Here is a 24708-nt window from a genome sequence, read left to right on the forward strand (position 1 = left end):
CTCGAACTACCGATCAAGGACCAGCGCCATGACCTCCACCCTCGAGCTCGATCTCCTCGCCCCCACCACGGCCGACGCCGTCATCGCCAACTCCCGGGCGGTGGGCCCCTACCTCGCCGGCAAGGCCGACGAGATCGACCGAGCCCGCCAGCTGCCCGACGACGTCGCGCGCGTGCTCCGCGACGCGGGCCTCTTCCGGATGGCGTTCCCCGCCTCTCGGGGCGGTCTCGAGATGAGCCTCGAGCAGCAGCTCGGCGTGGTCTCCCGCATCTCCCGGGTCGACGCCTCGGCCGGCTGGAACGTCGGCGTGCTGAACGCCACCGGCATGTACGCGGGCCGGTTGGGTGTCGACGCCTATGCCGAGCTGTATCCGGATGCCGACCGCCCCACGAGCGGATCGTTCCACCCGCGGGGGCGGGCCGACCGCGTCGACGGCGGCTGGATGGTGAGCGGATCGTGGGACTGGGGCAGCGGCAGCCAGTCGGCCGACCACGTGCTCGGCGGCTGCTTCGCGTTCGAGAACGGTGAGCCGGTGATCGGCGCGAGCGGCAAGCAGCTCGTGCTCGGGGCCTGGCTCCCGCCCGAGTCGATCGTGTTCGCCCACAACTGGCAGACGCTCGGGGTGCGCGGATCCGGGAGCACCTCCTACTCCGTGCCGGTCCCGGTCTTCGTGCCGGACGCGCACACCTTCGATCGCGAGGCGCCCGACGACGGTGCGAAGGATCCGCTCAACAAGAGCGTGCACATCGCCTTCTTCGGACTGGCGGGCGTGGCCGTGGGCATCGCGCAGCACGCCGTCGATCTCGCGGTCGAGGCGGTGCGGGGCAAGCGCGGACCTCGCCCCGCGGTCGCCCTCGACTCGGCGACCACACAGGCGCTCGGCGGAATCCTCGCCGACGTCGACCACCTCTACGCGGGGGTCACGGCGGTCGCCCGCCGCACCGACGAGATCCTGTTCGAGGCCGGTCGCCCCCTCACCGGGCCGCAGCTCTGGCGCATGATCTCGACCCAGACCACCGCCACCCAGGTCATGCGCCGCGTCGTGCAGACCGCCACCGACCTGGTCTCCGCCCGCTTCCTGTTCGACGACCACCCGATGCAGCGGGTCGTCCGGGACTCCTACGGCGCCGTGGCGCACGTCGGCGGCCGGGCGATGATGCACGGGTTCCTCGCCCAGGCCGTCGTCGACGCCGACGGGCCCGGGCTGCTGCTCGACGACCTCGACGACGCTGCGGCTGCGGTTGAGGCTGCGGTTGCTGCAGAACCGGTGCTCGGATGACGGAGTACGCCGTGCGCGTGATCGTGGACCGCGTCGACTCGCCGACGAGCACCACGAAGGTCGGCGACTACTTCGACGTGATCGGGTCGACCCTCGTGCTGCCGCCCGGGGCGACCTTCGACATCTACGCCATGAACGCGGTCTTCCCGGTGCTGGCCCTCCGCCTCGGCGACTTCGGCGAGGAGAACGACTGGCTCTCGCGGAAGCCCTACATCTGTTCGCCCGATCCGACCGAGAACATCGTCATGCGGCTCGATCGCATCCCGGTCTCCGAGATCTCCTACCTGCACGACGGGGAGGCGTGAGATGCACGTGCGCTGCACCGTCGAGTCGATGAACTACTCCGCCTGCGGACTCGTCGCCGGCGACCACTTCGACGTGATCGACGGACAGCTGTCGCTGCCCACCGGCCGGCCGTTCTGCTACTTCGCCATCGCGAACGCGATCCCGCTGCTCAGCGGCCGGCTCGATCGGCCCGAGGGCGACGCGTGGCTCGACTCCCGCCCCCTCATCGCCTGCCCCGACCCGCCCGAGGCGCTGTACCTGCGACTCGAGCGCATCCACGATCCGGAGATCCCAGAATGAGCCTCAGCCGAGACGGCCTGACCTTCAGCGCCCGCATCTCCTCGCACGAGGGCGTGCGCCCGCTCGCGGCCAAGGCGACGTTCGTCGAGGAAGCCGGTTTCGACCAGGTGTGGATCGGGAACGACCTCTTCGGCGAACCCGGTCTCGTCTCGCTCGCGGCGATCGCGATGAGCACGGAGCGGATCCGGTTCGGCTCAGCGGTGATCGATCCCGTGTCGCTCCACCCCGCCCAGATCGCCATGCTGGCGTCGGGGCTGCAGGATCTCTCGGGCGACCGCTTCCTGCTCGGGCTCGGTGCGGGCTCCGACGTCTTCTACTCCTGGGCGGGGCTGACCCCGCCAGGCCCTGTGGTGCGCACGCGCGAGGCCGTCATCGCCATCCGGGCCCTCATGAACGGCGAGAGCCCGCTGGGGCTCCCCGGCGTGGCCGACGGCTGGACCGAGCAGGCGGTCCTCCGCTTCGCGCGGCCCGCCCCGATCTACGTGGGCGCGATGGGCCCGCGGATGCTCGAGATGACGGGGCGGCTCGGCGACGGCGCGCTGCCGCTGTGCCTGCCGCCGCGGCACGTCTACGGCGTGATCGAGCAGATCACGGCGGGCGCCGGGAAGGCCGGCCGGAGCATCGACGACATCGACGTGGCGGCCTGCATCTGGTGCTCGATCTCCGAGGACCGCGACGAGGCCAGATGGCTCCTCGCCAAGCACATCGCCCTCTACAGCGGATCGCTGTCGGTGGAGGCGCTCGCGAGCAACGGCCTCGACCCTGAGGAGTTCGCCCACACCCAGGCGCTCATGCTCGAGGGGCGCGAGGACGACGCGATCCGGTCGGTGAGCGCCTCGATGCTCGAGCTCGGGATCGTCGGCGGCCCCACCGAGGTCATCGACCAGTGCGCGGCGCTGATCGACGCGGGCGTCGACCACATCAGCTTCGGACCCCCGATGGGGCCGGACTCCATGACCTCCGTCAAGATCCTGGGCGAAGCCGTCTTCCCGGCCCTTCGCGCCTCGATCTGACCTCGTCCACCCACGAAAGGACCATCCATGATCGTGATCACCGGCGGCGTCGCCGTCTCCCCCGATGAGGTGGCCGCCATCAGCGCGGCCGCCGCCGACTTCGCGGCGGAGTGCCGCAAGGAGGCCGGCAACATCGACTACCGCCTCAGCTGGGACATCTCCGAGCCGAACCGCATCGTGCTCAACGAGGCCTGGGACGACGTCCCCTCCTACGACCTCCACACCACCCAGCCCCACGTAGCAGCCTGGACCACCCTCATAGCGGCCGCCTCCCTAGAGGCCCCCGCCTTCACCAAGTACACCGCCACCCCCTACACCCCGTAGTGAAACGACGAAGGGCCCGCCACCCAAAGGTGACGGGCCCTTCTCCACATCCTCCGCAACCCAAAGGTGACGGGCCGTACTCATTGACCCAGAGTGAGACCGACGCCGGTCCGCGCCGCGCAGCGACGCGGAACGACGCCGGCCTCACATGTCGCCCGCGCCGCAGAGGCGGCGGCGCGGTAGAAGTCGCACCGCGGTAGAAGTTACCTAGCCCCAGTCAGGTGCTCCAGCGCCAGCTGCTGCAGCCGCACGAAGCCGAAGCCCTTGCCGTTGAAGTACGCGTCGGAGTCGAAGTCCTCGTAGGAGGCACGGTCGGCGAGGAGGTCGTCGTACGACTCGCCGGCCGAGAGGGTGGGCTCCGAGAGCTCGGGCACGCGCGAGGCGGCGAGCGCCTCCTGCACCTCGGGGTCGGCGCGGAAGGCCGCTGCGCGCTCCTTGAGCAGGAGGTAGGTGCGCATGTTGGCGGCCGCCGAGGTCCAGACGCCCGTCTCGTCCTCGGTGCGCGACGGCTTGTAGTCGAAGTGGCGCGGTCCGTCGTAGGAGGGGCCGCCGTTCGGGCCGCCGTTCTCGAGCAGGTCGACGAGCGCGAAGGCGTTCTGCAGATCGCCGTGACCGAACACGAGGTCCTGGTCGTACTTGATGCCGCGCTGGCCGTTGAGGTCGATGTGGTAGAGCTTGCCCTGGTAGAGCGCCTGGGCGATTCCGGCGGCGAAGTTCAGGCCCGCCATCTGCTCGTGGCCGACCTCGGGGTTGACGCCCACGAGCTCGGGCCGCTCGAGGGTCTCGATGAAGGCGAGGGCGTGCCCGAGCGTCGGCAGCAGGATGTCGCCGCGGGGCTCGTTGGGCTTGGGCTCGATGGCGAAGCGGATGTCGTAGCCCTTGTCGGTGACGTAGTCGCCGAGCAGGTTGACGGCCTCGCGGTAGCGCTCGAGGGCGGCGCGGATGTCCTTCGCCGCGTCGTACTCGGCGCCCTCGCGGCCGCCCCACATCACGAACGTCTTGGCGCCGAGCTCGGCGGCGAGGTCGATGTTGCGCAGCACCTTGCGGAGCGCGAAGCGGCGCACGGCACGGTCGTTCGAGGTGAAGCCGCCGTCTTTGAACACGGGGGCCGAGAAGAGGTTGGTGGTGACCATCGGCACGATCAGGCCGGTGTCGGCGAGGGCGCCCTTCAGGCGATCGATCTGCGTCTGGCGCTCGGCGTCGGTCGAGCCGAAGGCGAAGAGGTCGTCGTCGTGGAAGGTGAGGCCATAGGCGCCGAGCTCGGAGAGCTTCTCGACGGCGTGCACCACGTCGAGCGATGCGCGGGTGGGGCCGCCGAAGGGGTCGGCGCCGTTGTAGCCGATGGTCCACAGTCCGAATGAGAACTTGTCTTCGCGGGTAGGGGTCAGCGACATCAGGTCACTCCAGTTCAACGTCTTTGGTGAGCGGCTCGTGGTCCGAGCGCAACGAAATAGTTATCTCCCACAACATATTCATATCCGCGCCCGGATGTCAAAGATCACGATTCGGCCACGATGAAAAACGGGTGCCAGAAAACTTTGCGTTCGCATGGACGCTGGTATATGTTTCGGGAGTCAACAAAGCCGCACCAGGAGGAGTTGACGCGTTACAAGGGAGTAATAGCGCACAGCTGTGATCCCCTTCCAAGGATGAAAGGGACTGACACCACCATGTCAATGACGAAGAAACTGATGGCTCTCGCCGTCGCCGGCGGCCTCGCCGCCACCCTCGCCGCCTGCTCCTCCGGCGGCTCGAGCGACTCGGGCTCCGGATCGGGCGACGCCGCCTCGGGCGACTGCAACGTCGGCATCTCGATGCCCACGCGTTCGCTCGAGCGCTGGATCAACGACGGTGAGGGCCTGCAGAAGCAGCTCACCGACGCCGGCTGCACCGTCGACCTGCAGTACGCAGACAACAAGACCGAGCAGCAGATCTCGCAGATCCAGAACCAGGTCGCCGGAGGCGCCAAGATCCTCGTGGTCGCCGCCATCGACGGTGAGACCCTCGGCCCGGTGCTCGCCGACGCCAAGAAGCAGGACATCACGGTCATCGCCTATGACCGCCTGATCAACGGCACCCCCGACGTCGACTACTACGCGACCTTCGACAACTACAAGGTGGGCCAGCTCCAGGGCGAGTTCATCGTCGACGCTCTCGACCTCGAGAACGCTGCCGGCCCGTTCAACTTCGAGCCCTTCGCAGGAAGCCCCGACGACAACAACGCCGGGTTCTTCTTCCAGGGCGCGTGGGACGTGCTCGAGCCCTACGTGGAGTCGGGCAAGCTCGTCATCCCCTCGGGCAAGGACCCGTCCGGCACCGACGGCTGGAAGTCGATCGGTATCCTCGGCTGGGGCTCGGATGACGCCCAGGCCGAGATGGACAACCGTCTCTCCTCGTTCTACTCCGGTGGCGAGAAGGTCGACGTGGTCCTCTCCCCGAACGACAGCCTGGCCCTCGGCATCGAGGCCTCGCTGAAGTCGGCCGGCTACACCCCCGGTGAGGGCTACCCCGTCATCACCGGTCAGGACGCCGACAAGGCCAACGTGCAGGCCATCCTCAACGACGAGCAGTCGATGACCGTCTGGAAGGACACCCGCGAGCTGGGTGACCGCGTCTTCCAGATGATCCAGTCGATCGCCGCCGGCGAAGAGGTCGAGGTCAACGACGAGGAGACCTACGACAACGGCGAGAAGGTCGTCCCCTCGTACCTGCTCGACCCCGTGGTGGTCGTCAAGGACGACGTGCAGACCCTGCTCATCGACTCCGGCTTCATCAAGGCTTCGGACGTCGGTCTCTAACCAGCACTGAACCGGTCGGCGGCGGCCTCCTCCCAGAGGCCGCCGCCGATCACCCTGTTCCACCCCTCTCCACCCCCACCCCTACTGGAAGGCAGCGACGCGACCCATGAGCAACGCGATTCTGTGGATGCGGGACATCACCAAGGACTTCAACGGTGTGAAGGCGCTCGACGGCGTCTCGATCGTCGTGGAGCGCGGTGAGGTCCACGCCATCTGCGGGGAGAACGGCGCCGGCAAGTCCACCCTCATGAAGGTGCTCTCCGGCGTGTACCCGCACGGCTCGTTCGGCGGCTCGATCGAGTTCGAGGGACACCCCACCGCGTACAAGTCGATCAACGACAGCGAGCACGACGGCATCGTCATCATCCACCAGGAGCTCGCTCTCAGCCCGTACCTCTCGATCGCCGAGAACATCTTCCTCGGCAACGAGAACGCCAAGCGCGGCATCATCGACTGGAACAAGACCAACCGCGAAGCCGCCACGCTGCTCGCCCGGGTGGGGCTCAACGAGAACCCCGCGACCCCCGTGCTCGAGCTCGGCGTCGGCAAGCAGCAGCTGGTCGAGATCGCGAAGGCGCTCTCCAAGCGCGTGAAGCTGCTCATCCTCGACGAGCCCACCGCGGCGCTCAACGACGACGACTCCGAGCACCTCCTCACGCTCATCAACCACCTGCGCGAGCAGGGCATCACCTGCATCATCATCAGCCACAAGCTGAAGGAGATCCGCAAGATCGCCGACACCGTCACGATCATCCGCGACGGCAAGACGATCGAGTCCTTCAGCATGAAGGAGGACGACGCCTCGGAGTCGCGCATCATCCGCTCGATGGTCGGCCGCCCGCTCGACAACCAGTTCCCCCCGCGCACCCCCGACATCGGTGAGGAGTACTTCCGGGTCGAGAACTGGAACGCCTACCACCCGGTCGACACCGAGCGGAAGGTCGTCGACGACGCCTCGTTCACGGTCAGGGCCGGCGAGATCGTCGGCTTCGCCGGGCTCATGGGCGCCGGGCGCACCGAGCTCGCCATGAGCATCTTCGGCCGCTCCTACGGCATCAACATCTCCGGCAGGGTCTTCAAAGCCGGCAAGGAGATCCAGACCCGCACGGTGAGCGAGGCCATCCAGAACGGGCTCGCCTACGCCACAGAGGACCGCAAGAAGTACGGACTCAACCTCATCGCCGACATCGCCGAGAACATCTCGGCCGCCGGCCTCGACAAGCTCGCCAAGGGCGGGGTGGTCGACCGCAACAAGGAGACCAAGGTCGCCGAGGAGTACCGGGCCTCGATGAACATCAAGACCCCGTCGGTCTCGGCCATCGTGGGCAAGCTCTCGGGCGGCAACCAGCAGAAGGTCGTGCTCTCGAAGTGGATGTTCACCGGCCCCGACGTGCTCATCCTCGATGAGCCCACGCGAGGCATCGACGTGGGCGCGAAGTACGAGATCTACGGCATCATCAACGAGCTCGCGGCGCAGGGCAAGGCGGTCATCGTGATCTCCTCCGAGCTGCCCGAGCTGATCGGTCTCTCCGACCGCATCTACACCATCTCCGAAGGCCGGATCACCGGCGAGGTCGCCAAAGCAGAGGCGACGCAGGAAACACTCATGCACTACATGACCGCGGGAAGGGACTGACCCCGATGAGCAACACGGCCACCGAAGCACCGAGCGAGCCCACGGGCAAGGCTCCGGTCAAATCCGCGAGGAAGCTGCGGATCGATCTGCGGCAGTACGGCATCCTCGCCGCACTCGCGATCATCATCGTGCTCTTCCAGATCCTCACCAACGGGCGCCTCCTCATGCCCGGCAACATCAACAACCTGATCCAGCAGAACTCCTACGTTCTGATCCTCGCGATCGGCATGGTGATCGTCATCATCGCCGGCCACATCGACCTGTCGGTGGGATCGGTCGTGGCGCTCGTGGGAGCGGTGGCCGCGCTGTCGATGAACAGCTGGGGCCTGCCCTGGTGGGCCGCCGTCATCATCGCCCTCGTCGTGGGAGCCGTGATCGGAGCCTGGCAGGGCTTCTGGGTGGCGTTCGTGGGCATACCGGCGTTCATCGTGACCCTCGCGGGCATGCTGATCTTCCGTGGCCTCACCCTCGTGCTGCTCACCGGCGGCACCATCTCGGGTCTGCCGGACGAGTTCACGGCCATCGGCGCCGGCTGGATCCCGCCCTTCCTCGGCGAGGCCCTCGACGGACGCGACGTGCTCACGCTCGTGCTGGGCCTCCTGGCCTCGGCCGGCTTCGTCATCCAGCAGATCCGCACCCGTGCGACGCTCCGCAAGCTCGATCTCCCGCGCGAGCCCGCCGTCTCCACGATCGTCAAGAGCGTCATCCTCGTGGTCGCCATCATGGCGCTGGCCTGGCAGCTGAGCGGATACTCGGGCACCCCGATCATCCTCATCATCCTCGCCGTGCTGATCCTGCTCTACACGTTCATCCTCAACCGCTCGGTCTTCGGCCGTCACGTCTACGCGATGGGCGGCAACCTGTTCGCCGCGCAGATGAGCGGTGTGAAGACGAAGTGGATCAACTTCGCGATCTTCGTGAACATGGGCGTGCTCGCCGGCCTCGCCGGTGTCGTCGCCACCGCCCGTGCCGGTTCGGCCGTGGCCTCGGCCGGTCAGAACTACGAACTCGACGCGATCGCCGCCGTGTTCATCGGTGGCGCGGCCGTGCAGGGTGGTGTCGGAACCGTGGTCGGCGCCGTCATCGGTGGTCTCGTCATGGGCGTGCTCAACATGGGACTGTCGATCCTCTCGGTCGACGCCGCCTGGCAGCAGGCCATCAAGGGCCTCGTGCTGCTGCTCGCCGTCGCGTTCGACATCATCAACAAGAGGCGCTCCGGCCGCTGAGGCCAGGCTCGGGGGCGGTCGCCAGACGATCGCCCCCGACTCCGCACGTCCCTTTTCTCCACCCCGAACTGCCAAGGAGGCGTCGTGTCCACCGTCGGCTCCTCACGCCCGGCTCCCTCCCGCCCCCTCGTGGCCGGCGTCGGCAACAGCAACGACCAGACCCGCCGGCACAACCTCTCGACCATCCTGACCACGCTCCACCACGGCGGCGCCCAGACCCGCGCCGACCTCACCCGCAAGCTGGGACTCAACCGCTCGACCATCGCCGCCCTCGTGGGCGAGCTCGTCGACCTCGACCTGGCGTACGAGACGGCCCGCACGGAGCACGGCACCGTGGGCCGGCCGAGCCCGTACGTGCATCCCAACGACCGGATCGCCGCCCTCGCCGTGAACCCCGACACGGATGCCATCATCATCGGCCTCGTGGGGCTCGGCGGCGTCGTGCACAAGCGCATCCGCTACGAGACCGACGGTCTGCCGAGCGTGCGCGAGACCGTCAACATCGTCAAGGCGGTCGTCGACGGGATGCGCGGCGAGCTCGAGTCCACCTTCCGCATCGCGGGCATCGGCATCGCCGTTCCGGGTCTCGTGCGGGTCGACACCGGAGTCGTCGCGCTCGCCCCCCATCTCGACTGGCACGACGAGCCGCTCGCCGAGCTCCTCAGCGAAGCCCTCGGCTACCCCGCCGTGGCGGCCAACGACGCCAACGTCGGCGTGATCGCCGAGAGCATCTACGGCGCGGGCCGAGGTGTCTCCGACCTCGTCTACGTCAACGGCAGCCCCAGCGGCATCGGCGGCGGCGTGCTCGTGGGCGGGGTCCCGCTCCGCGGCGCGAGCGGCTACGGCGCCGAGCTCGGCCACACGCTCGTGAACCCCGGCGGCCTGCTCTGCCACTGCGGCCGCTCGGGCTGCCTCGAGACCGAGGTGCAGCTGAACCGCATCCTCGCCGTGATCGGCCGCGAGACCATCGACGCCGACGAGCTCGACCAGGTGCTCACCACGAGCACCGACCCGGCCCTCGAGACGGAGATCCGGCGGCAGATCGATGTGCTGTGCCTGGGGCTGGCCAACTTCATCAGCGTGTTCAACCCCGAGCGGGTGCTGCTCGGCGGGTTCCTCGGTTCGCTCATGGCCGCTCATCCCGAGCGCATCCAGCAGGGTGTGCGCGACGCCTCGTTCGGCGAACTCGCCGCGGGCCTCACCCTCGAGCGGGCACAGCTGCGCTCCCGGCTGCTCATCGTGGGGGCCGCGGAGTTCGCCTTCGAGGAGCTCCTCGCCGACCCCGCCGGTACGGCGCCGGCGCTCACCGCGTGACCCCAGCTTCGGCGGGGTCCGGCCATGCCAGAATGGCGAGCATGGGACGCGAGTTGAACATCCTCAGTTACAACCTGCGCAAGCACCACGCCAGCGGGGAGCTGCTGGATCTCGCGAGGATCTACGACCTCGACGTGATGTGCCTTCAGGAGTGCGACACCCAGGACATGCCCGACCGCATCGACCACCTCGTGCTGGCCGACTCCACCAAGACCAACCGGCTCGGGCTCGCCGTCTACTACCGCGACGACCGGTTCGAGCTCACGGGCACGCGCGTGTTCGCGCTCCGCAAGTCGATGCACGACCGCGTGATGGCGCCGGCGCACGAGCGGCTGCTCGCGGCGAAGCTGCACGACAAGCTCATCGACAAGGAGATCCTCGTGGGCTCGTTCCACGCGGCTCCCCTCACGGCCTCGAACTCGCTCCGGCGCAAGCAGATCGCCGCGGCGCACGACGCGCTGCGGATCATGGGGCCCTCGCTCCCGACGATCATGGTGGGCGACTACAACTACCCGTGGTTCCGCGCGAACCTGTCGGAGCGCATGGAGGAGGCGGGCTACCTGCTCTCGTTCAGCGACAAGCCCACCTATGCGCGCTACAAGTACTTCAAGGGCCACTTCGACTTCGTGACCTCGGCGCACACGCGCATCGACTCGATCGACACGCTCCCCCAGGGCGAGAGCGACCACCTGCCCATCCTCATCCGCGCGGGCGTCGACGACTGAGCCGGGCCTGACGCCTGCCCGCGTCGTCTCGACTTGACAGTAGTTGCGCCCAAAACGCGCGACTTGACACAAGATGTGCCAAGTCGGCTGTTTTAGGCGCAACTACTGTCAAGTGGGGCGGGAGAAAGCGCTCGGTCAGGCGCCGGGGCGCGGGTCGATGTGCAGGGCTCTCACCCGCACCGAGACCGCAATGGCCTCCGGGTGGAGCTCCCCCACCCTGCCGCGGATCGCTCGCGCCACCGCTCGTAGCGTGGTGGGTGTCGGCACGCCGACGGCCGTCGAGACGTGGACGGTCACGAGCACTCCCGCGCCCGTGCGATCGACCTGCACGAACGCGTCCGCGTCGGAGCGGGGCAGGTCGAGCGCAGACGACACGACCTGGGCGGCGGCCTCCCGCAGCGGGGCCGTGGGCAGCACCGAACTCACCCCGGGTGCGGCGGCGGCCGTCTCGGTCAGCAGCCGGGAGAGCTCGTCGTCGGTCACCGCTCGGCCCTCCGGTAGACGTCGTCGATCGTGACATCGATCTGGTCGATCACCAGCTCGGTGTGCTCGGCGAGGGCCTCCGCCACCACGCGCCGCAGCTCCTCGACGAGGGGAGGCAGTGCGTGGCCGTACTCGGCCGCTGCGGTGATCCGCACCCGAACGGGCGCCCCCGGGGTCGACACGTCGCCCTCGATCTCCGTGCGGCCGATGATCACGCTCGGCAACGCGTCGGCCGCGGCGCGCACGAGCCCCCGCACGGCCGCCTCCGTGACCGAGAGGCTCGTCATCGCATCCGGATCGCTGATCGGGATGTCGCGCCCCGGGCGGATCTCGTCCTTGATGATGTCGAGGAGGCCGGCGATCCAGCCGTCGTCGCGTGTCGGGTCGCGATCGGCCTCCCTCTGAAGGGCGTCCAGGGAGAGCGCGCGGAGCCGGGCGAGGCCCTCGAGCGCCAGGCGGCAGGCGGCAGAGTTCTCGATGCCCGGATCACGAGGGGTGCGCCCGCTCTCGAGGTAGTCGGAGAGCTCCTCGAGGGTGTGGCCGTCGAGGTCGTCGAAGTCGGAGTTCGTCACCGCCAGGCCTCCATCTCGAGGAGTAGGGTCGCCCGCGCCCGGGCCAGGAGCCCTCGCACGGTCGAGACGGGGATGTCGAGGGTCTCGCCTATCTCCGCGTAGGAGTAGCCGGCCGTCTCCCTCAACAGCCAACACCGTCTCTGGTCGGCCGGCAGGCGCCCGAGGGCGATCCACACCGCATCCAGCTGCATCCGATGCTCCACGAGCGCCTCCGTCGAGGGTCCTGTGGAGGCACGATCCGCCGCGTCGATGTCGTCGTGATGCCGGCGGGCCCGGATGCGGTCGAGCGCGCGGTTGCTGACGATCCGCATCAGCCAGCTCCGGATGCGCGCGGGATCATTGAGCTCGCCGAGGTGCCGCCAGGCCGAGATGAAGGCCTCCTGCACGACATCGTCCGATTCGAGCTCGGAACCCAGCAGATTCGCCGCCAGCACGCGCATCAGGGGCCCGTGCCGGTGGGCGATCACCTCGAAGGCGACGAGGTCGCCGTCGATCGCCCGTGACGCGAGGATGGTGTCGGAGGCGTCGCGGAGGGGCCCATGCAGGTCGATGCCGGCTCCTCCCGCTCGGTGCCCCAGGAGCACGTCGGCCGCCGGTGCCGCCCTCGATCGGGCGTTGAGCACATTCCTACTACGGTCGGCCACCGGCGACCATCGCCCGAGCTGGCCGACCTACACCTGGCAAGATCCTGGGAGCGCATGCCGGGTGCGCAGGACCCCGCGTCTTCCTGATGTGCGCGTCACCACCGCACCGGGGCGGACCCACCACCCTGACGACCGAACCGAACAGGAGTCACGACGATGTCCGATATCACCACCAAGCCCTCCAGCACCGGCTCCGCCGACACGCTGGCCGCTGCCCCCTCCGCCGACAGCCGCGGCCGGAACGTCGTCGCCGACGGCGTGATCGAGAAGGTCGCGCGCGCCGGCGTCATCCGCGCGATCTCGACCGTGGTCGGCATGGAGGTCACCGAGGTCAACGTGACGGTCAGCGACGTGCACATCCCCTCGGACGACGCCGACGAGCCCGAGTCCCGCGTGCAGTGACCCCCGGCGTCAGTCGCGGTTGCCGGAGCGGCCGGCGGGGCCGTAGACGATGATGCCCACGATGGGCACGGCGAGCCAGAACAGCCACGACCAGGCGAAGCCGTCGGGCGCGAGGAACCCGCAGAGGAGGAACGCCGCGAGGGCGATGAGCGGCGTGACGCTCACGGCGACGACGCCCGCCGTGCCGCCGAGCGGCCGGGTGCGGTTGTAGCTGTCGCGGGACTCGTCGCCCGGCTTCGACGGGTAGGCCGCGGCCGGTGGCGGCCCGAAGTCGGGGTCGGGAGCGGAGCCGGCCGCCGAGCCGATCACGCTCTCCTTGGTGGTGTCGGGCAGGTCGGCGAACAGCGGCGCGAGCTCACCACGGGTCGTGGCGGTCTTCGCGGTGTCGGAGCGCTCGGTGTACTCGTCCGCGGTCAGCCGCCCGTCCCCGTGGGCGCGGGCGAGCCGCGCGACGGCCTCGTCGCGATCGGCGTTGCTCAGACGGATGCTCGCGCCGGCGGCGTCGCTGTAGTCGGTCATGCTCTCACTCTGCCGCATCCGCGCCGCTTCCGGCATCCCACGAGTGGCGGATGCCCGGTGCTGGCCTTCGCGCACTCGACAGGGTAGTGTGGTCTGACCACATGGTCTGACCACAGGAGGCGGGATGGCGGTCGCAGAAGGCGCGGGCACCCCTGGCGCGGAGCGCTCCTGGGAGCGCGTGCTCGCGCGCGTCGAGAGCGACCTCGTGGAGGGCAGGCTCGGCCCCGGCGACCACCTTCCCCCCGAGCGCGCCCTCGCCGCCGAGCTCGGCGTCGGCCGGTCGAGCGTGCGCGAGGGCCTCAGGGTGCTCGAGGTGCTCGGGCTCATCAGCACGAGCACCGGATCGGGGCCGCAGTCCGGCGCCGTCATCGTCGCACGGCCCACGGGCGGGCTGGCCGCGCTCATCCGCCTGCAGGTCGCCGCGCAGGGCTTCGCGGTGCCCGATGTCGTGAAGACCCGCGTGGTGCTCGAGTGCGCCGTGGCCGCCGAGCTCGCCACCGCCGTGCGCGCCGGCCGGCAGCCCGAGCTCGGCGCCGCCGACGAGCTGCTCGATGCCATGGACGCCGTGGCCGAAGGGGACACGGTCGCCGACGGGGACGCCGTCGGCGATGGAGCAGACGAGCGCGACGGCTTCCTCGCCCTCGACCAGGCGTTCCACCGCGCCCTCGCAGCCGCGTCAGGCAACGACGTGCTCGCCACCATGATGGCGGGCCTCCGAGACTCCGTCGAGACCTACGTGCGGCACGGCGCCACCCGCCTCGGCGACTGGCCGGCCACCGCACGGCGGCTGCGGGCCGAGCACCGCGCCGTGCTCGCCGCCATCCGCGACGGTGACCCCGCGACCGCAGAAGCGCGCATCCGCTCGCACATCGAGACCTATCACGCCGAGACGCTCGTCGCGGCCCGCCCCCAGCCCCTCACGACGCTCTAGGAGTCCCCATGGTCCAGCGCAGGATCCCCAAGATCAAAGACCTCGCCCCGCTCATGCAGTTCAAGGCGCCCGAGCTCAACGCCAAGAAGCGGCGCCTGGCCGCCGCCCTCACGATCGCGGACCTCCGCACCATCGCGAAGCGGCGCACCCCCAAGGCCGCCTTCGACTACACCGAGGGCGCCGCCGAGGGCGAGATCAGCCTCACCCGGGCGCGCCAGGCGTTCGAGGACATCCAGTTCAACCCGTCGGTGCTCCGTGACGTCTCGCGCGTCTCGACCGGGTGGGACGTGCTCGGGGCCCCCGTGTCGCTGCCGTTCGGCATCGCACCGACGGGCTTCACGCGCATGATGCAGACCGAGGGCGAGGTCGCGGGAGCGGGTGCGGCCGGAGCCGCAGGCATCCCGTTCTCCCTCTCGACGATGGGCACGACCGCCATCGAGGACGTGAAGAAGGCCAACCCCACCGGCCGCAACTGGTTCCAGCTCTACATGTGGAAGGACCGCCCGCGTTCGATGGCGCTCGTCGAGCGCGCGGCCGCCTCCGGGTTCGACACGCTGCTCGTGACGGTCGACGTGCCGGTGGCGGGGGCGCGCCTGCGCGACAAGCGCAACGGGTTCTCGATCCCACCGCAGCTCACGGCCGGCACGGTGGTCAACGCCATCCCGCGGCCGGAGTGGTGGATCAACTTCCTCACCACCGAACCGCTCGCGTTCGCCTCGCTCGACCGCTGGTCGGGCACCGTGGGCGAGCTGCTCGATTCGATGTTCGACCCGACCGTGACCTTCGACGATCTCGCCTGGATCCGGGACCAGTGGCCGGGCAAGGTCGTGGTCAAGGGCGTGCAGAGCCTCGGCGACGCCGCGCGACTGGCCGACATGGGCGTCGACGGCATCACGCTCTCGAACCACGGCGGGCGCCAGCTCGACCGTGCGCCCATCCCGTTCCACCTGCTCCCGGATGTCTCGCGCGAGTTCGGGAAGGACATGGAGATCCACCTCGACACAGGCATCATGTCGGGCGCCGACATCGTGGCATCCGTGGCCCTCGGGGCGCGCTTCACCCTCGTGGGGCGCGCGTACCTCTACGGGCTCATGGCCGGCGGGCGTGAGGGCGTCGACCGCATGATCGCGATCCTCGGCGAGCAGATCGCCCGCACCATGCGGCTGCTCGGGGTGAACGCGCTCGAGGAGCTGAACCCCTCGCACGTGACGCAACTCGAGCGGCTCGTGCCGCGCGCGGTCTCGGCGGCTGCTGTGGCGGTGGCCGACGCGCAGCGATGACGAATCGTCATCTTCTCGGTAGAGTGAGGGGATGACGCCTTCGCCTCGCCGTTCCGCTCGGCCGTTGCGGGCGGGTGCGGGCCTCGCAGCCCTCGCGGTCGTCGGGCTCGCGGGGCTGCTCGGCGGATGCGCGGGGCCGGGTGCCGACGTGGGTGCGCGGGTGGCCGAGTGGGTCGAGGAGCAGGAGCACGTGCTGAGCGCGTCGTCATGGGTGTCCGACGATCCGTGGAACAAGGCGATCACGATCGACATGGTGCTCGAGCCCGACATCGGTGACGCCGAGCTGATCGCCGTCACCACGGCGGCCGAGCGACGCGCCCGTGAAGCCGGGTGGGAGCATCCGCTCATCGGCGCCACGGTCGGTGAGGGCGAGAGCTACTCGAACCTCGGCGGCCGCGTCACCCTCGACGTCTTCCTGGCGCTCCGCGACGACCCCCGCTACCCCGTTCTCAGCGCTCGTGGCGAGGGCGGGTGCGGCGGCTTCTTCTGCGTGGAGCTGCCGACCTCCGACCCGGCCGAGCTCCTCGCCGCCGTGAAGCGGATGCTGGCCGCCGCCGATGAGGCCGGGGGCGTGCAGTCCAACCTCACCTTCACCGCCACCACGCCCGACGACCTCCTGGCGGTGACGGCTGAGCCGTTGGCGCCCATCGACGACTCCGTCGCCCTGCTCGAGCACCTCTCGGAGCAGCAGGTCCCGATCCTCTCGGCCCACGCCTGGCCCGTCGAACCCGTCGGCGACCTCCCGCCGCTCCAGCTGCTCGACATCACGGTGCCCGACCCCGCCGCCGTCAGCCTCGCGGAGTCACTCGCTCCCGCTTATCCCGAGGTCGAGCTCCGGGCCCGCCCGGCGCCGTAGCCGCCCCGCGGGCGGAGCGGGGCGGGGCGGGGCTCGAGCTGAGGCTCAAGGGCGCGGCGGACGGGCGACTGCTCAGTCGCGCACCTCGGGCGGGACCACGCGCCAGCCGCCGAGCAGCACGAGCTCCTCGGCGTCGGTGCGGCGGCGGCGCTGGACGCGGACAAAGCCCACGATGCCGAGGGCGAGCAGGGCCACACCACCGAGGAGGGCGAGCACCGGCGCGAGAAGGGGGAACTCGTCGTCGGTGAAGAGCACGATGGCCGCGAGGGCGGCGAGCAGCCCGACGAAGAGGCTGAGGAAGGAGGCGGCCGTGGAGAGGCGGCGGGGGTGCTCACCCCACGCCGCGAGAAGGAGGAGGGGAAGCCCGCGGGTGCGCGTACCCGGATCCGCCTCGTCCCTCCAGCGGAGCGCGAGGCGCCGGCGGTTGCGGACATCGGTGTCGGCTGCGGCACACCAGACCAGGTAGAAGAGGAGGGCGACGCCGCCGGCTCCGAGCACGAGGAGTCCCACGATCTCGTTGGTGTCGCTCGGCAGGAATCCGCCCCCGATGGTCTCGCCGATGACGGCGGCCACGATGGCGAACGCAGCGACGGCGAGTGCGGCCGCGATGAGCCAGAAGAAGATGCGTCGCACGGTGCGGGCCGGGGCGGGCTCGGCGAGCAGGAGGGCGACGGCGCTCTCGTCGTCGGCCTGCCACTCGCGCTCGAGCTCGGCGGCACGCGCACGGGAGATCGTCCCGGGGGCGGGATTCTGCGGTGCGATGGGATCCGGGCCGGCGGGGTAGGCGGGATCGGTCACGGCCGGGTAGGCGGGATCGGTCGACGCACCAGGCGCAGCGCCCATGAGCTCGGCGAGTTCGGCGAGGAGGGTGTCGCGACCCACCCGGGACTTCCCGCCACCGCTCGTGAGAGAGACCGCGGCGGCCCGCTGCTGCTCGGTGAGACCCGCGGCATCGACGGCGGTGTCTGCGGGAGCCTCCAGCGGCAGCTCGGCCACGAACCGGGTGAGCGCACCAAGGCCTTCGGCGTCGAGCCCGCGTACGGGCCGGCCCGCCACGAGCACGCGCACGGAGGCCCCCTCCGTGGAGACGAACCGGTACACCAGGTAGGCGGCGCCGTTCAGATCGGACGACGAGACGGAGCGCCACGCCACCGTGATGGAGCTGACGGGCACCTCGCGCCGCCCGAGCCTGGCCGTTCCCTTCTGCGGGTTCCAGTGCACGGTGCCGTAGGCGAGCGTGAGGCAGAGCAGGATGATGCCGGCGAACACGACCCCCGCCCCGAGGAAGCCGACCACCCACTCCGCACCTCCGAGTTCGACGTCGAGGCCGTCGAGCACCTCCGCCACCGGTCCCGCGAACAGCAGCCCGAGCGCCGCCGATGCCCCCACCACGAGCGCGATGCTGCCGACCCCCGCGTGCCGCCCGATCCGGACGACGCCCTTCGAACCCTCGTTCTTCCCCATCCCCTCACCGTCGCACGAACCCGCGCCCCCGCCAAGCGCGGCGCGACCGCGACTTCGGTGCGACCCGCAGGGCGACTTCGTCTCGTGAGCGTTTCTCCCGGGAGCCCGCCCTAGAACCAGAGGCCTCCCCGGAACCCGCGATCTGCCACGGGGATCGCACTGCAAGTGCCGAGTTGGCGACCGTTCACCCAGAAGGTGATGTCTCCACGGATGTACGGCTCGTGCGAGTCCACGTGCACGAAGGTCAGATTTCCCGGCCTGATCCACCCGCTGCTCAAGGTGAACTGTCGCGTCGCGCCGCGGAGGCCCAGCATCACCGGGGCACCACAGGTGGGGGTGGTCACGTAGGGGAGGTCGGCCATGATGGACCCCGGGTTCGGCTTGTAGTGCGGGGTGTCGAACTTGACGAGCACCCCCGCGTCCGGGAGCCTGCCCTCGATCCGATCCAGCTGGAGCGCAGCGGCGGGCAGGACCGCTCCCAGCACCACCGCGGCGACCACGCCGATGGCGGCGGCGGCCCCGATTGGCCTGCCGGCCCTCACCGAGAGGCCTCCGTCTCCCGATAGCCGTCGCAGGTGGGGCCCTCGAACTCGTCCTCCATCTCGACGAACTCTCCCTCTCGTGCCGGCACCAGCACGTGTTCCACCCACGAATCGGAGTTCTGCAGGTTGTCGACGATCCCCGGGAGCCCCGTGAACTTCTCGAGCTGTGCCACGGCTTCTGCCGCGCGTGCTGGGTCCTTCCCCGCCGCCGCAGTGACCGCTTCGTCCTCCCATGCACACATCCAGTGGTAGGCCGCCATCACCTGCGAGAGCCCGTCTTCACTCACCTCGCCCTCCGTGGTGAGGACCGACGGCGGAACCTCTGGCCACGATCGGCCGCGCGGAAGCGGTTCGGGGAACGCGGAGGTATCGGACGACCAGGCACCGGGCGCCTCCTCCGGGGTGAGGTACTCCTCTGCGAGTTCCGAGGTGTCCGGGGGCTCCACCGATTCCAGCTCCGCAGCATCCACCGCATCCGCAGGACCCGCCGGCTCTGCCGAAGCCGTTCTGTCGCGCTGCCCCGTGCCCCCCGGATTCACCATCAGCACGACGCCCAGCAGAGCTGCCGCGGTCAGCGCGGCAAGGGTGGACGCCACGATGATCCGATTCCGGTTTTGTCGATTATTCATCACTTTCCTTTCGTTGGAGAGATCATGACCCAGTCGAGTCGCATGCACCAGCGCTCGAGAAGAAGTTGTGGATAGCGTGAGGATTTCTCGTATAGGGTTGCCGCGAAGTCGCCTGGGGGGCCGCTGACCCGTTGGAGGGGTTCGATGAGGTTCCGTGCCGTTGCCGTTCTGGCGCTGTCGATCACCCTGGGGGTGTCGATCATGGCGTCGCCACCGGCCTTCGCCGTCGACCGGCCGATCGGCGAGACCCCTCCCGTCTCGGTTCCCCCCGAGGTCACCCCCGCGCCATCCGAGGTGCCGGTCGACGATCGGCCGACGCTGCTCGGGGGCGACTGGGCGGCGAGCACCGACCTGGCCTGGAGCGTGTCGGGCGACACGACGGGGCTGCACGTGATGGCGGCGGCGGAGTCGACAGGCTACGCCTGGACGACGGTGGCGTCGCTGAAGGTGGTCGGGATCGAGACGGACCGGTGGATCGGCAACGCGTGCCTCGCGAGCGACGGCGAGACCCTGGCCGTGGTCTACGCGCCACGCTCGTACACGAACGACGAGGGCACGTTCGGACGTGGTGCGTTCGCCGCTCTCGTGGGGCTGCGCGACGGATCCATGACAGATCTCGGCGCCGGTTACACGCTCGCCTACTTCAATCCCGGGTGCGGGCTGGAGTCGAAAGTCGCCCTCACGTCCTACTCGAGCGAGGCCGGCCGCACCCGCATCCGCGTGGTCGATGCCGGGTCGCGGGACGTCGTCGCCGAGAGCGAGGTGGAGGGCCAGTTCACCTCAGCGACCGTCGCCCCGCGCGGGATCGTCGCAGCGGCCTCCGATGCCGTGGTGGCTGTCGGCGAGGACGGCTCGGTGACCGAGCTCGCGGAGGTCGTCGGCGTGCCGTACGACCTGAGGGCCACGCCGGCCGGAGGCCTCGCCTTCCTGACCCGCGACGAGGAATCCGCGACCGTGCTGCACCTCGGCACTCTTGACGCCTCGAGTCCGCCCGAGATCCTCGCGCAGGGCGACGCCCTCGAGGTCACCCTCGCTCAGGCCGCGAACGGCCAGGTCTTCGTCACGGGAGCGCCCACCCAGGAGGCCGAGAGCCTCCCGGACGACATCGCGTTCACCTCCGCCGTCGCGCGGTCCGCAGCGTCGTCCGAGGGGCAGCTCCTCCTGGCGCCCGCCGTGCTAGGCGCGGCACCGGCATCGGGTGCCCTGCCCGATCCGAATCAGGCGATCCACCTCGAGGCCGTCACCACCGACACGGATGCGGCCGTCGGCTTCACGCTCGATCCGGGCGAGGGGGCGGCAGACGGCCCCGCCCCCGCTCACCTCGACGGAAGGCTCACGGGCCCCGACAGTCCCTGGGGAACCGGCTCGCCCACAGATCCCGTCGAGTCAGAACGCGCCTGCGCGGTGCCCCGCAACGATCCCCAGAGCCAGGCGCTGCAGCCGAAGCCCCGTCAGGTGGAGTGGGCCGTCGACCAGGCGGTCGCCGGCAGGCTGACCACGTCGCGACCCGACAACTGGCGGAACCTCGCCATGCCTGCGTACTCGCCTCAAGGGCTCTTCCCCCGACGCACGTTGAGCAGCGGCGGCACGATACCGGCGCAGATCGTGCTCGGCGTGCTGGCCCAGGAGTCGAATCTCTGGCAGGCGTCCGTGTACACGACCCCCGGCGTCACGGGCACTCCTCTCATCGGCAACTACTACGGCAACGATCGCAGCGCTCCCGAGGACTCGTTCTGGGATCTGAGCTTCCCGTCGGCGGACTGCGGTTACGGCGTGGGGCAGATCACCGACGGGATGCGACTGGCGGGCCGGGAGCGGCCGGGCGAGAAGGCTCTGCCCGCCCGGGAGCAGCGCGCGATCGCCCTCGACTACGCCGCCAACGTGGCGAAGGCGGTGCAGATGCTCGGCGACAAGTGGAACGAGACGCGAGGTGCGGGGCTGACGATCAACGACGGAGGATCGCAGTACCTGGAGAACTGGTTCTTCGCGGTCTGGGCCTACAACACGGGCGTGCATCCGAACAAGCGGGACGGATCTCCGTGGGGCGTCGGATGGATGAACAACCCGGCGAACCCCGCCTATGACCCGAGTCGTGGTCCTTTCCTCGACGGCAGTCCGAGTGACGCCGCGCACCCCCAGCACTGGCCGTATCCGGAGAAGGTCCTGGGGTTCGCCGCCCACTCGACCGACCTCTTCGAAGACGACGACACGATCGTCAGCGCCTTCCGGCCGGCCCAGTGGCTGGCGACCGACGGGCGAGACGGAACGCTCAACCGGTTCACGGTGAAACCGCCGATCTTCACCTTCTGCAATGCCTCCAACACCTGCTCCCCCGGCGCCCACCAGCCACCGGCCGATCCGGATGAGAAGCCCGGGCCGTGCCTGCACAGGAGTGCTGCCGGGGCCTACGACCTCGAGTGCTGGTACCACACGAACGCGACGTGGAAGGGCGACTGCGACTCGAGCTGCGGGCTCGAGGTCATCCGTTTCGACCCTGGCTACCGGGAGGAGCCGGACGCGACGAGCTTCCCACCCAACTGCGGCACAGCGGGCCTTCCGGCCGGCAGCCTCGTCATCGACGAGCTGCCGAACGGCACGGCGAGCAGGCGGCCGGGGCCGTGCCCCGCGACGGTCGCCTCGAACGGCACATTCGCGTTCACTTTCGGGAACGACGACGAGGGGCTGTATCCCTCGAAGATGGATCTGCACCAGCTGGGGGCGGGGTTCAACAGCCACTTCTACTTCGCGCACACGCGGAGTCCTGACAGCGATCCCGACACGTACCACGACGGCTCCTTGAACGTCACCGGCACCTGGACGCTCGGGCGGAACCTCACCCAATGGGCCCGGGTGATGGTGCATCTGCCTGATCACGGAGCCTGGACGCAGCAGGCCATGTACTCGATCGATCTCGGTGACGGGACCATCAAGAAGCGCGCGTTGCTGCAGCGGCACGGCAGGAACGCATGGGTGTCCCTCGGCGTGTTCCCGTTCTCGGGCCAGCCGAAGGTGTCCCTCTCGAATGTCACAGCCGACGGCTTGGGCCTCGATGACGTGGCGTGGGATGCCGTGGCATTCCAACCGCTCGATGCGAAGCCGGCCGACATCGTCGTCTCCATGGGGGATTCCTTCTCCTCGGGCGAAGGCGCGTCCTCCTTCGACGGCGCCGACTACTTCCGCGACTCCGACACGCACGGCAGCGACCCGCAGTTGCGGAACGCGTGCCATCGATCGCGTCACGCGTGGTCGAGGAAGGCCTCGGTCGGCGCTTCCCCCACTTCCATCGGAGTTCGTGCCGATACCTGGGACCCGACTCTCGACCATCACATGACGGCCTGCTCGTCTGCGCAGACCGAGAACATGCTTCCGGTCGGTGGACCGAGGAACGCAGGTGGGCAGGTGAATGAAGGTCAGTATCATGAACTCACCCAGCTCGATCAGGGATACCTCGACGAGAACACGACGCTCGTGACTCTGTCGATCGGCGGGAACGATGCGGGCTTCGCCGACATCATCAAGACGTGCATCGAGGCAGTCTTGCTCCTCGAGTTGTGCAAATCGCTCAAGCTCCCCGATGACACGATGAAGCTCGAGGCCGCGACGGCTCACCGCACCAGCACAGAGATTCCGGCCTCCGTCACGACGGTGCTGAAGCAGATCCAGCAGAGGGCCCCCAACGCGCGCATCCTTCTCATGGGCTATCCGGCTCTGTTCGAGAGCGGCTCCCTGTGCGCGCTCGTGAAGTCAGCAGACGTGCCGTGGTTGCAGCAGGTCACGATCGATCTGAGCAACGCGCTCCTGGCAGCCCGGAATGCGGCGAACTCCGCCGCCCATCCGGTGATCTACGCTGACCCGCGCCCGAACTTCTCGGGCACGAACCTCTGCACACCGGCTGGCGTCTCGAGCAACACCGGCCTGGTCTTCCAGTTTACCCCCGGTGATCAGCCGCTCTTCAGCTCGGGAGGGAAGCCCGTGTCGCAGCAGTCCTTCCACCCGAACCTCATCGGCACCGACCTCTACGCGCGGACGATGATGGAGAAGCTGGGCGACCACAACTACGTGTTCAGCCGGATCGCCGGGCCGGACCGCTACTCCGCCAGTGCGGCGATGTCGCTCGCCGCCTTCCCCGACAGCGGCGGGGGTGCCCCGGTGGTCTGGGTCGCGAGCGGGGTGAAGTTCGCGGATGCGCTCAGCGCGGGGCCTGCGGCCGCGAAGCAGGGCGGCCCGCTCCTCCTCACGTCGTCGACGGCCCTCCCTCCCGCCGTCAAGGCCGAGATCCAGAGGCTGCATCCCGCGCGGATCGTGCTGGTCGGCGGTGTGAGCAGTGTCTCGGACCTGGTGCGGACCGAGCTCTCGAACCTCGCCCCGACGTCACGCATCAGCGGCGTCGACCGCTTCGAGGTGTCACGCAGGATCGCGACCGAGGCCTTCGGGTCGAGCGCGTCCCGCGTGTACGTCGCGACGGGCAACGACTTCCCGGACGCCGTCTCCGCGGGTGCCGCCGCGGCGGCGCGACGGAACCCGGTGCTCCTGGTGAACGGCCAGGCCTCGGCCGCCGACGCCGAGTCGAAGGCCGCGCTCGTGTCGCTCGGAACGAAGGCGGTCACGGTCGTCGGCGGGGTGAGCTCGGTCACGCCGGGACTGGTGTCATCGTTGGGTGCTGTCGTGCCGACGACCCGCGTGGCCGGTGCCGACCGATATGCCGCGTCGCTCGCGGCGAGCACCGACGTGTACTCGACGGCGAAGACCGTCTTCGTGGCGACCGGGTCTGGCTTCCCGGACGCCCTCGTCGGCGCGGTGCTGGCTTCCCGGAAGGCGGGCCCGCTCTTCCTCGTGCGGTCGGGGTGCCTCCCGCAGGGCGTGCTGGACCGGGTCCGTAGCCTCGGCGCGACCGGCGTGACCATCCTCGGCGGACCGAACAGCGTCTCCGAAGCCGTCACGCTCCCCACACTGTGCTGAGGGCCCGCGTGGATCAGGCGACCCGACGACGCGGGTCGACGACGCTGATGATCTCACTGGTGGTGCTGCTTGGACTGACTGGCTGTCTCGGGTCAGGCCCTCAGCCCCTGGCCGCGGCAGAGGTGCGTGATGGGTTTCGTCGTGCCGCGGAATCCTACGGAACTTTCGCCTCCCACTACAGCACCCGGGAGACCCTGCGCATCGCGCTCGATTTCGGGTTGGCGCCCACACCCTCAATCGAGGCGCTGAGCTTCGCGGAATTGCAGCGACATACGGTGCGGGAAGGACAACCCATGCTGTACAAGACCGATCCGAGGGCGCTGTCGATCCACGTACTCACCGTCGCTTACGAGCAGCTGCAGGGCTTCGGGGGAAGCTCGAGCGCCTACGCGCACTCCTGCGCAGTGCTGACAGCCACCCCTGGGAGCACGGAGGTATCCGTACACAAGGAGGACTGCCCTGAACCGGTCCAATCCGCCCTCGCGGGCTACTGGGGCGACGTTGTCAACCCCACCTGACCCCCGGCG

At 69.5% G+C, this 24708-nt stretch carries 24 protein-coding genes; 16 read left to right on the forward strand and 8 right to left on the reverse strand.

The window, feature by feature from the left end:
• Positions 1 to 28: 28 nt before the first annotated feature.
• The 5 genes from N1028_RS03795 to N1028_RS03815 are packed head-to-tail and all read left to right on the forward strand — an operon-like array spanning position 29 to position 3201.
• Positions 29 to 1279: an acyl-CoA dehydrogenase family protein gene (locus N1028_RS03795; RefSeq protein ID WP_259525489.1), complete on the forward strand. Its 1251-nt coding sequence runs from the start codon at positions 29 to 31 to the stop codon at positions 1277 to 1279.
• Positions 1276 to 1584 carry a hypothetical protein gene (locus N1028_RS03800; protein ID WP_259525490.1) on the forward strand — a complete coding sequence of 103 codons (309 nt, stop codon included), beginning with the start codon at positions 1276 to 1278 and terminating at the stop codon, positions 1582 to 1584. The genes N1028_RS03795 and N1028_RS03800 overlap by 4 nt, the downstream gene beginning before the upstream one ends.
• Position 1585: 1 nt before the next feature.
• The gene (locus N1028_RS03805; protein WP_259525491.1) at positions 1586 to 1864 is read left to right on the forward strand and encodes a TIGR04076 family protein; all 279 of its coding nucleotides are present in this window, start codon (positions 1586 to 1588) and stop codon (positions 1862 to 1864) included.
• A complete protein-coding gene (locus N1028_RS03810) occupies positions 1861 to 2877 on the forward strand; it encodes an LLM class flavin-dependent oxidoreductase (protein WP_259525492.1) in 1017 nt (338 codons plus the stop codon). The genes N1028_RS03805 and N1028_RS03810 overlap by 4 nt, the downstream gene beginning before the upstream one ends.
• A 27-nt stretch (positions 2878 to 2904) precedes the next feature.
• Complete coding sequence (locus N1028_RS03815) at positions 2905 to 3201, forward strand: putative quinol monooxygenase (RefSeq protein WP_259525493.1); 297 nt, start codon at positions 2905 to 2907, stop codon at positions 3199 to 3201.
• 203 nt (positions 3202 to 3404) lie between these two features.
• Here the strand turns inward: N1028_RS03815 and xylA are convergent, their stop codons facing one another.
• Positions 3405 to 4595 (reverse strand): xylose isomerase, encoded by a 1191-nt coding sequence (gene xylA, locus N1028_RS03820; RefSeq protein WP_259525494.1) that lies wholly within the window; start codon positions 4593 to 4595, stop codon positions 3405 to 3407.
• 276 nt (positions 4596 to 4871) lie between these two features.
• Between xylA and chvE the strand changes: the two genes are divergently transcribed.
• The 5 genes from chvE to N1028_RS03845 all read left to right on the forward strand — a co-directional run bounded on the left by chvE (position 4872) and on the right by N1028_RS03845 (position 10900).
• Positions 4872 to 5999: a multiple monosaccharide ABC transporter substrate-binding protein gene (chvE, locus tag N1028_RS03825; protein ID WP_259525495.1), complete on the forward strand. Its 1128-nt coding sequence runs from the start codon at positions 4872 to 4874 to the stop codon at positions 5997 to 5999.
• Between the two features lie 106 nt (positions 6000 to 6105).
• The gene (gene mmsA, locus N1028_RS03830; RefSeq protein ID WP_259525496.1) at positions 6106 to 7635 is read left to right on the forward strand and encodes a multiple monosaccharide ABC transporter ATP-binding protein; all 1530 of its coding nucleotides are present in this window, start codon (positions 6106 to 6108) and stop codon (positions 7633 to 7635) included.
• A gap of 5 nt (positions 7636 to 7640) precedes the next feature.
• Positions 7641 to 8861: a multiple monosaccharide ABC transporter permease gene (gene mmsB / locus N1028_RS03835; RefSeq protein ID WP_259525497.1), complete on the forward strand. Its 1221-nt coding sequence runs from the start codon at positions 7641 to 7643 to the stop codon at positions 8859 to 8861.
• An 84-nt stretch (positions 8862 to 8945) separates the two neighbouring features.
• Positions 8946 to 10175, forward strand: coding sequence for an ROK family transcriptional regulator (locus N1028_RS03840; RefSeq protein WP_259525498.1), 1230 nt, complete (start codon positions 8946 to 8948; stop codon positions 10173 to 10175).
• A gap of 41 nt (positions 10176 to 10216) precedes the next feature.
• The gene (locus N1028_RS03845) at positions 10217 to 10900 is read left to right on the forward strand and encodes an endonuclease/exonuclease/phosphatase family protein (RefSeq protein ID WP_259525499.1); all 684 of its coding nucleotides are present in this window, start codon (positions 10217 to 10219) and stop codon (positions 10898 to 10900) included.
• 135 nt (positions 10901 to 11035) lie between these two features.
• On the opposite strand, the gene N1028_RS03850 is transcribed toward N1028_RS03845, so the two are convergent.
• Genes N1028_RS03850 through N1028_RS03860 form a run of 3 tightly spaced genes read right to left on the reverse strand, consistent with a single transcriptional unit; the run spans position 11036 to position 12578 of the window.
• The gene (locus tag N1028_RS03850; RefSeq protein WP_259525500.1) at positions 11036 to 11383 is read right to left on the reverse strand and encodes a hypothetical protein; all 348 of its coding nucleotides are present in this window, start codon (positions 11381 to 11383) and stop codon (positions 11036 to 11038) included.
• Positions 11380 to 11955: an Asp23/Gls24 family envelope stress response protein gene (locus N1028_RS03855; RefSeq protein ID WP_259525501.1), complete on the reverse strand. Its 576-nt coding sequence runs from the start codon at positions 11953 to 11955 to the stop codon at positions 11380 to 11382. Before N1028_RS03855 ends, N1028_RS03850 begins: the two co-directional genes overlap by 4 nt.
• Positions 11952 to 12578 carry an RNA polymerase sigma factor gene (locus tag N1028_RS03860; protein ID WP_310795566.1) on the reverse strand — a complete coding sequence of 209 codons (627 nt, stop codon included), beginning with the start codon at positions 12576 to 12578 and terminating at the stop codon, positions 11952 to 11954. The genes N1028_RS03855 and N1028_RS03860 overlap by 4 nt, the downstream gene beginning before the upstream one ends.
• A gap of 177 nt (positions 12579 to 12755) precedes the next feature.
• Here N1028_RS03860 and N1028_RS19740 point away from each other — a divergent pair, with 177 nt between their 5' ends.
• Positions 12756 to 13001, forward strand: coding sequence for an Asp23/Gls24 family envelope stress response protein (locus N1028_RS19740; RefSeq protein WP_310795567.1), 246 nt, complete (start codon positions 12756 to 12758; stop codon positions 12999 to 13001).
• A 9-nt stretch (positions 13002 to 13010) separates the two neighbouring features.
• On the opposite strand, the gene N1028_RS03870 is transcribed toward N1028_RS19740, so the two are convergent.
• Complete coding sequence (locus N1028_RS03870) at positions 13011 to 13520, reverse strand: DUF1707 SHOCT-like domain-containing protein (protein WP_259525502.1); 510 nt, start codon at positions 13518 to 13520, stop codon at positions 13011 to 13013.
• Between the two features lie 124 nt (positions 13521 to 13644).
• On the opposite strand from N1028_RS03870, the gene N1028_RS03875 reads away from it, so the two are divergent.
• From N1028_RS03875 to N1028_RS03885, 3 genes are read left to right on the forward strand one after another with little or no spacing between them, the layout of a single operon-like run.
• A complete protein-coding gene (locus N1028_RS03875; protein ID WP_259525503.1) occupies positions 13645 to 14451 on the forward strand; it encodes a FadR/GntR family transcriptional regulator in 807 nt (268 codons plus the stop codon).
• Between the two features lie 8 nt (positions 14452 to 14459).
• Positions 14460 to 15731 (forward strand): alpha-hydroxy acid oxidase, encoded by a 1272-nt coding sequence (locus N1028_RS03880; RefSeq protein WP_259525504.1) that lies wholly within the window; start codon positions 14460 to 14462, stop codon positions 15729 to 15731.
• A 31-nt stretch (positions 15732 to 15762) separates the two neighbouring features.
• On the forward strand, positions 15763 to 16587 hold the full coding sequence (locus tag N1028_RS03885) for a hypothetical protein (RefSeq protein WP_259525505.1): 825 nt from the start codon (positions 15763 to 15765) through the stop codon (positions 16585 to 16587).
• Positions 16588 to 16659: 72 nt separating this feature from the next.
• Here N1028_RS03885 and N1028_RS03890 read toward each other — a convergent pair whose 3' ends face one another.
• The 3 genes from N1028_RS03890 to N1028_RS03900 form a co-directional block, all read right to left on the reverse strand.
• Positions 16660 to 18051, reverse strand: coding sequence for a hypothetical protein (locus tag N1028_RS03890; protein ID WP_259525506.1), 1392 nt, complete (start codon positions 18049 to 18051; stop codon positions 16660 to 16662).
• A 110-nt stretch (positions 18052 to 18161) separates the two neighbouring features.
• Positions 18162 to 18593, reverse strand: a complete 432-nt coding sequence (locus N1028_RS03895) for a hypothetical protein (protein ID WP_259525507.1) — start codon at positions 18591 to 18593, stop codon at positions 18162 to 18164.
• Positions 18590 to 19189 (reverse strand): hypothetical protein, encoded by a 600-nt coding sequence (locus N1028_RS03900; protein ID WP_259525508.1) that lies wholly within the window; start codon positions 19187 to 19189, stop codon positions 18590 to 18592. Before N1028_RS03900 ends, N1028_RS03895 begins: the two co-directional genes overlap by 4 nt.
• Positions 19190 to 19366: 177 nt before the next feature.
• Here N1028_RS03900 and N1028_RS03905 point away from each other — a divergent pair, with 177 nt between their 5' ends.
• Positions 19367 to 24181 carry a cell wall-binding repeat-containing protein gene (locus N1028_RS03905; protein ID WP_259525509.1) on the forward strand — a complete coding sequence of 1605 codons (4815 nt, stop codon included), beginning with the start codon at positions 19367 to 19369 and terminating at the stop codon, positions 24179 to 24181.
• A gap of 8 nt (positions 24182 to 24189) precedes the next feature.
• Complete coding sequence (locus N1028_RS03910) at positions 24190 to 24699, forward strand: hypothetical protein (protein ID WP_259525510.1); 510 nt, start codon at positions 24190 to 24192, stop codon at positions 24697 to 24699.
• Positions 24700 to 24708: the final 9 nt, after the last annotated feature.

Source organism: Herbiconiux oxytropis (assembly GCF_024979315.1).
In the GTDB taxonomy this organism is placed as follows: domain Bacteria; phylum Actinomycetota; class Actinomycetes; order Actinomycetales; family Microbacteriaceae; genus Herbiconiux; species Herbiconiux oxytropis.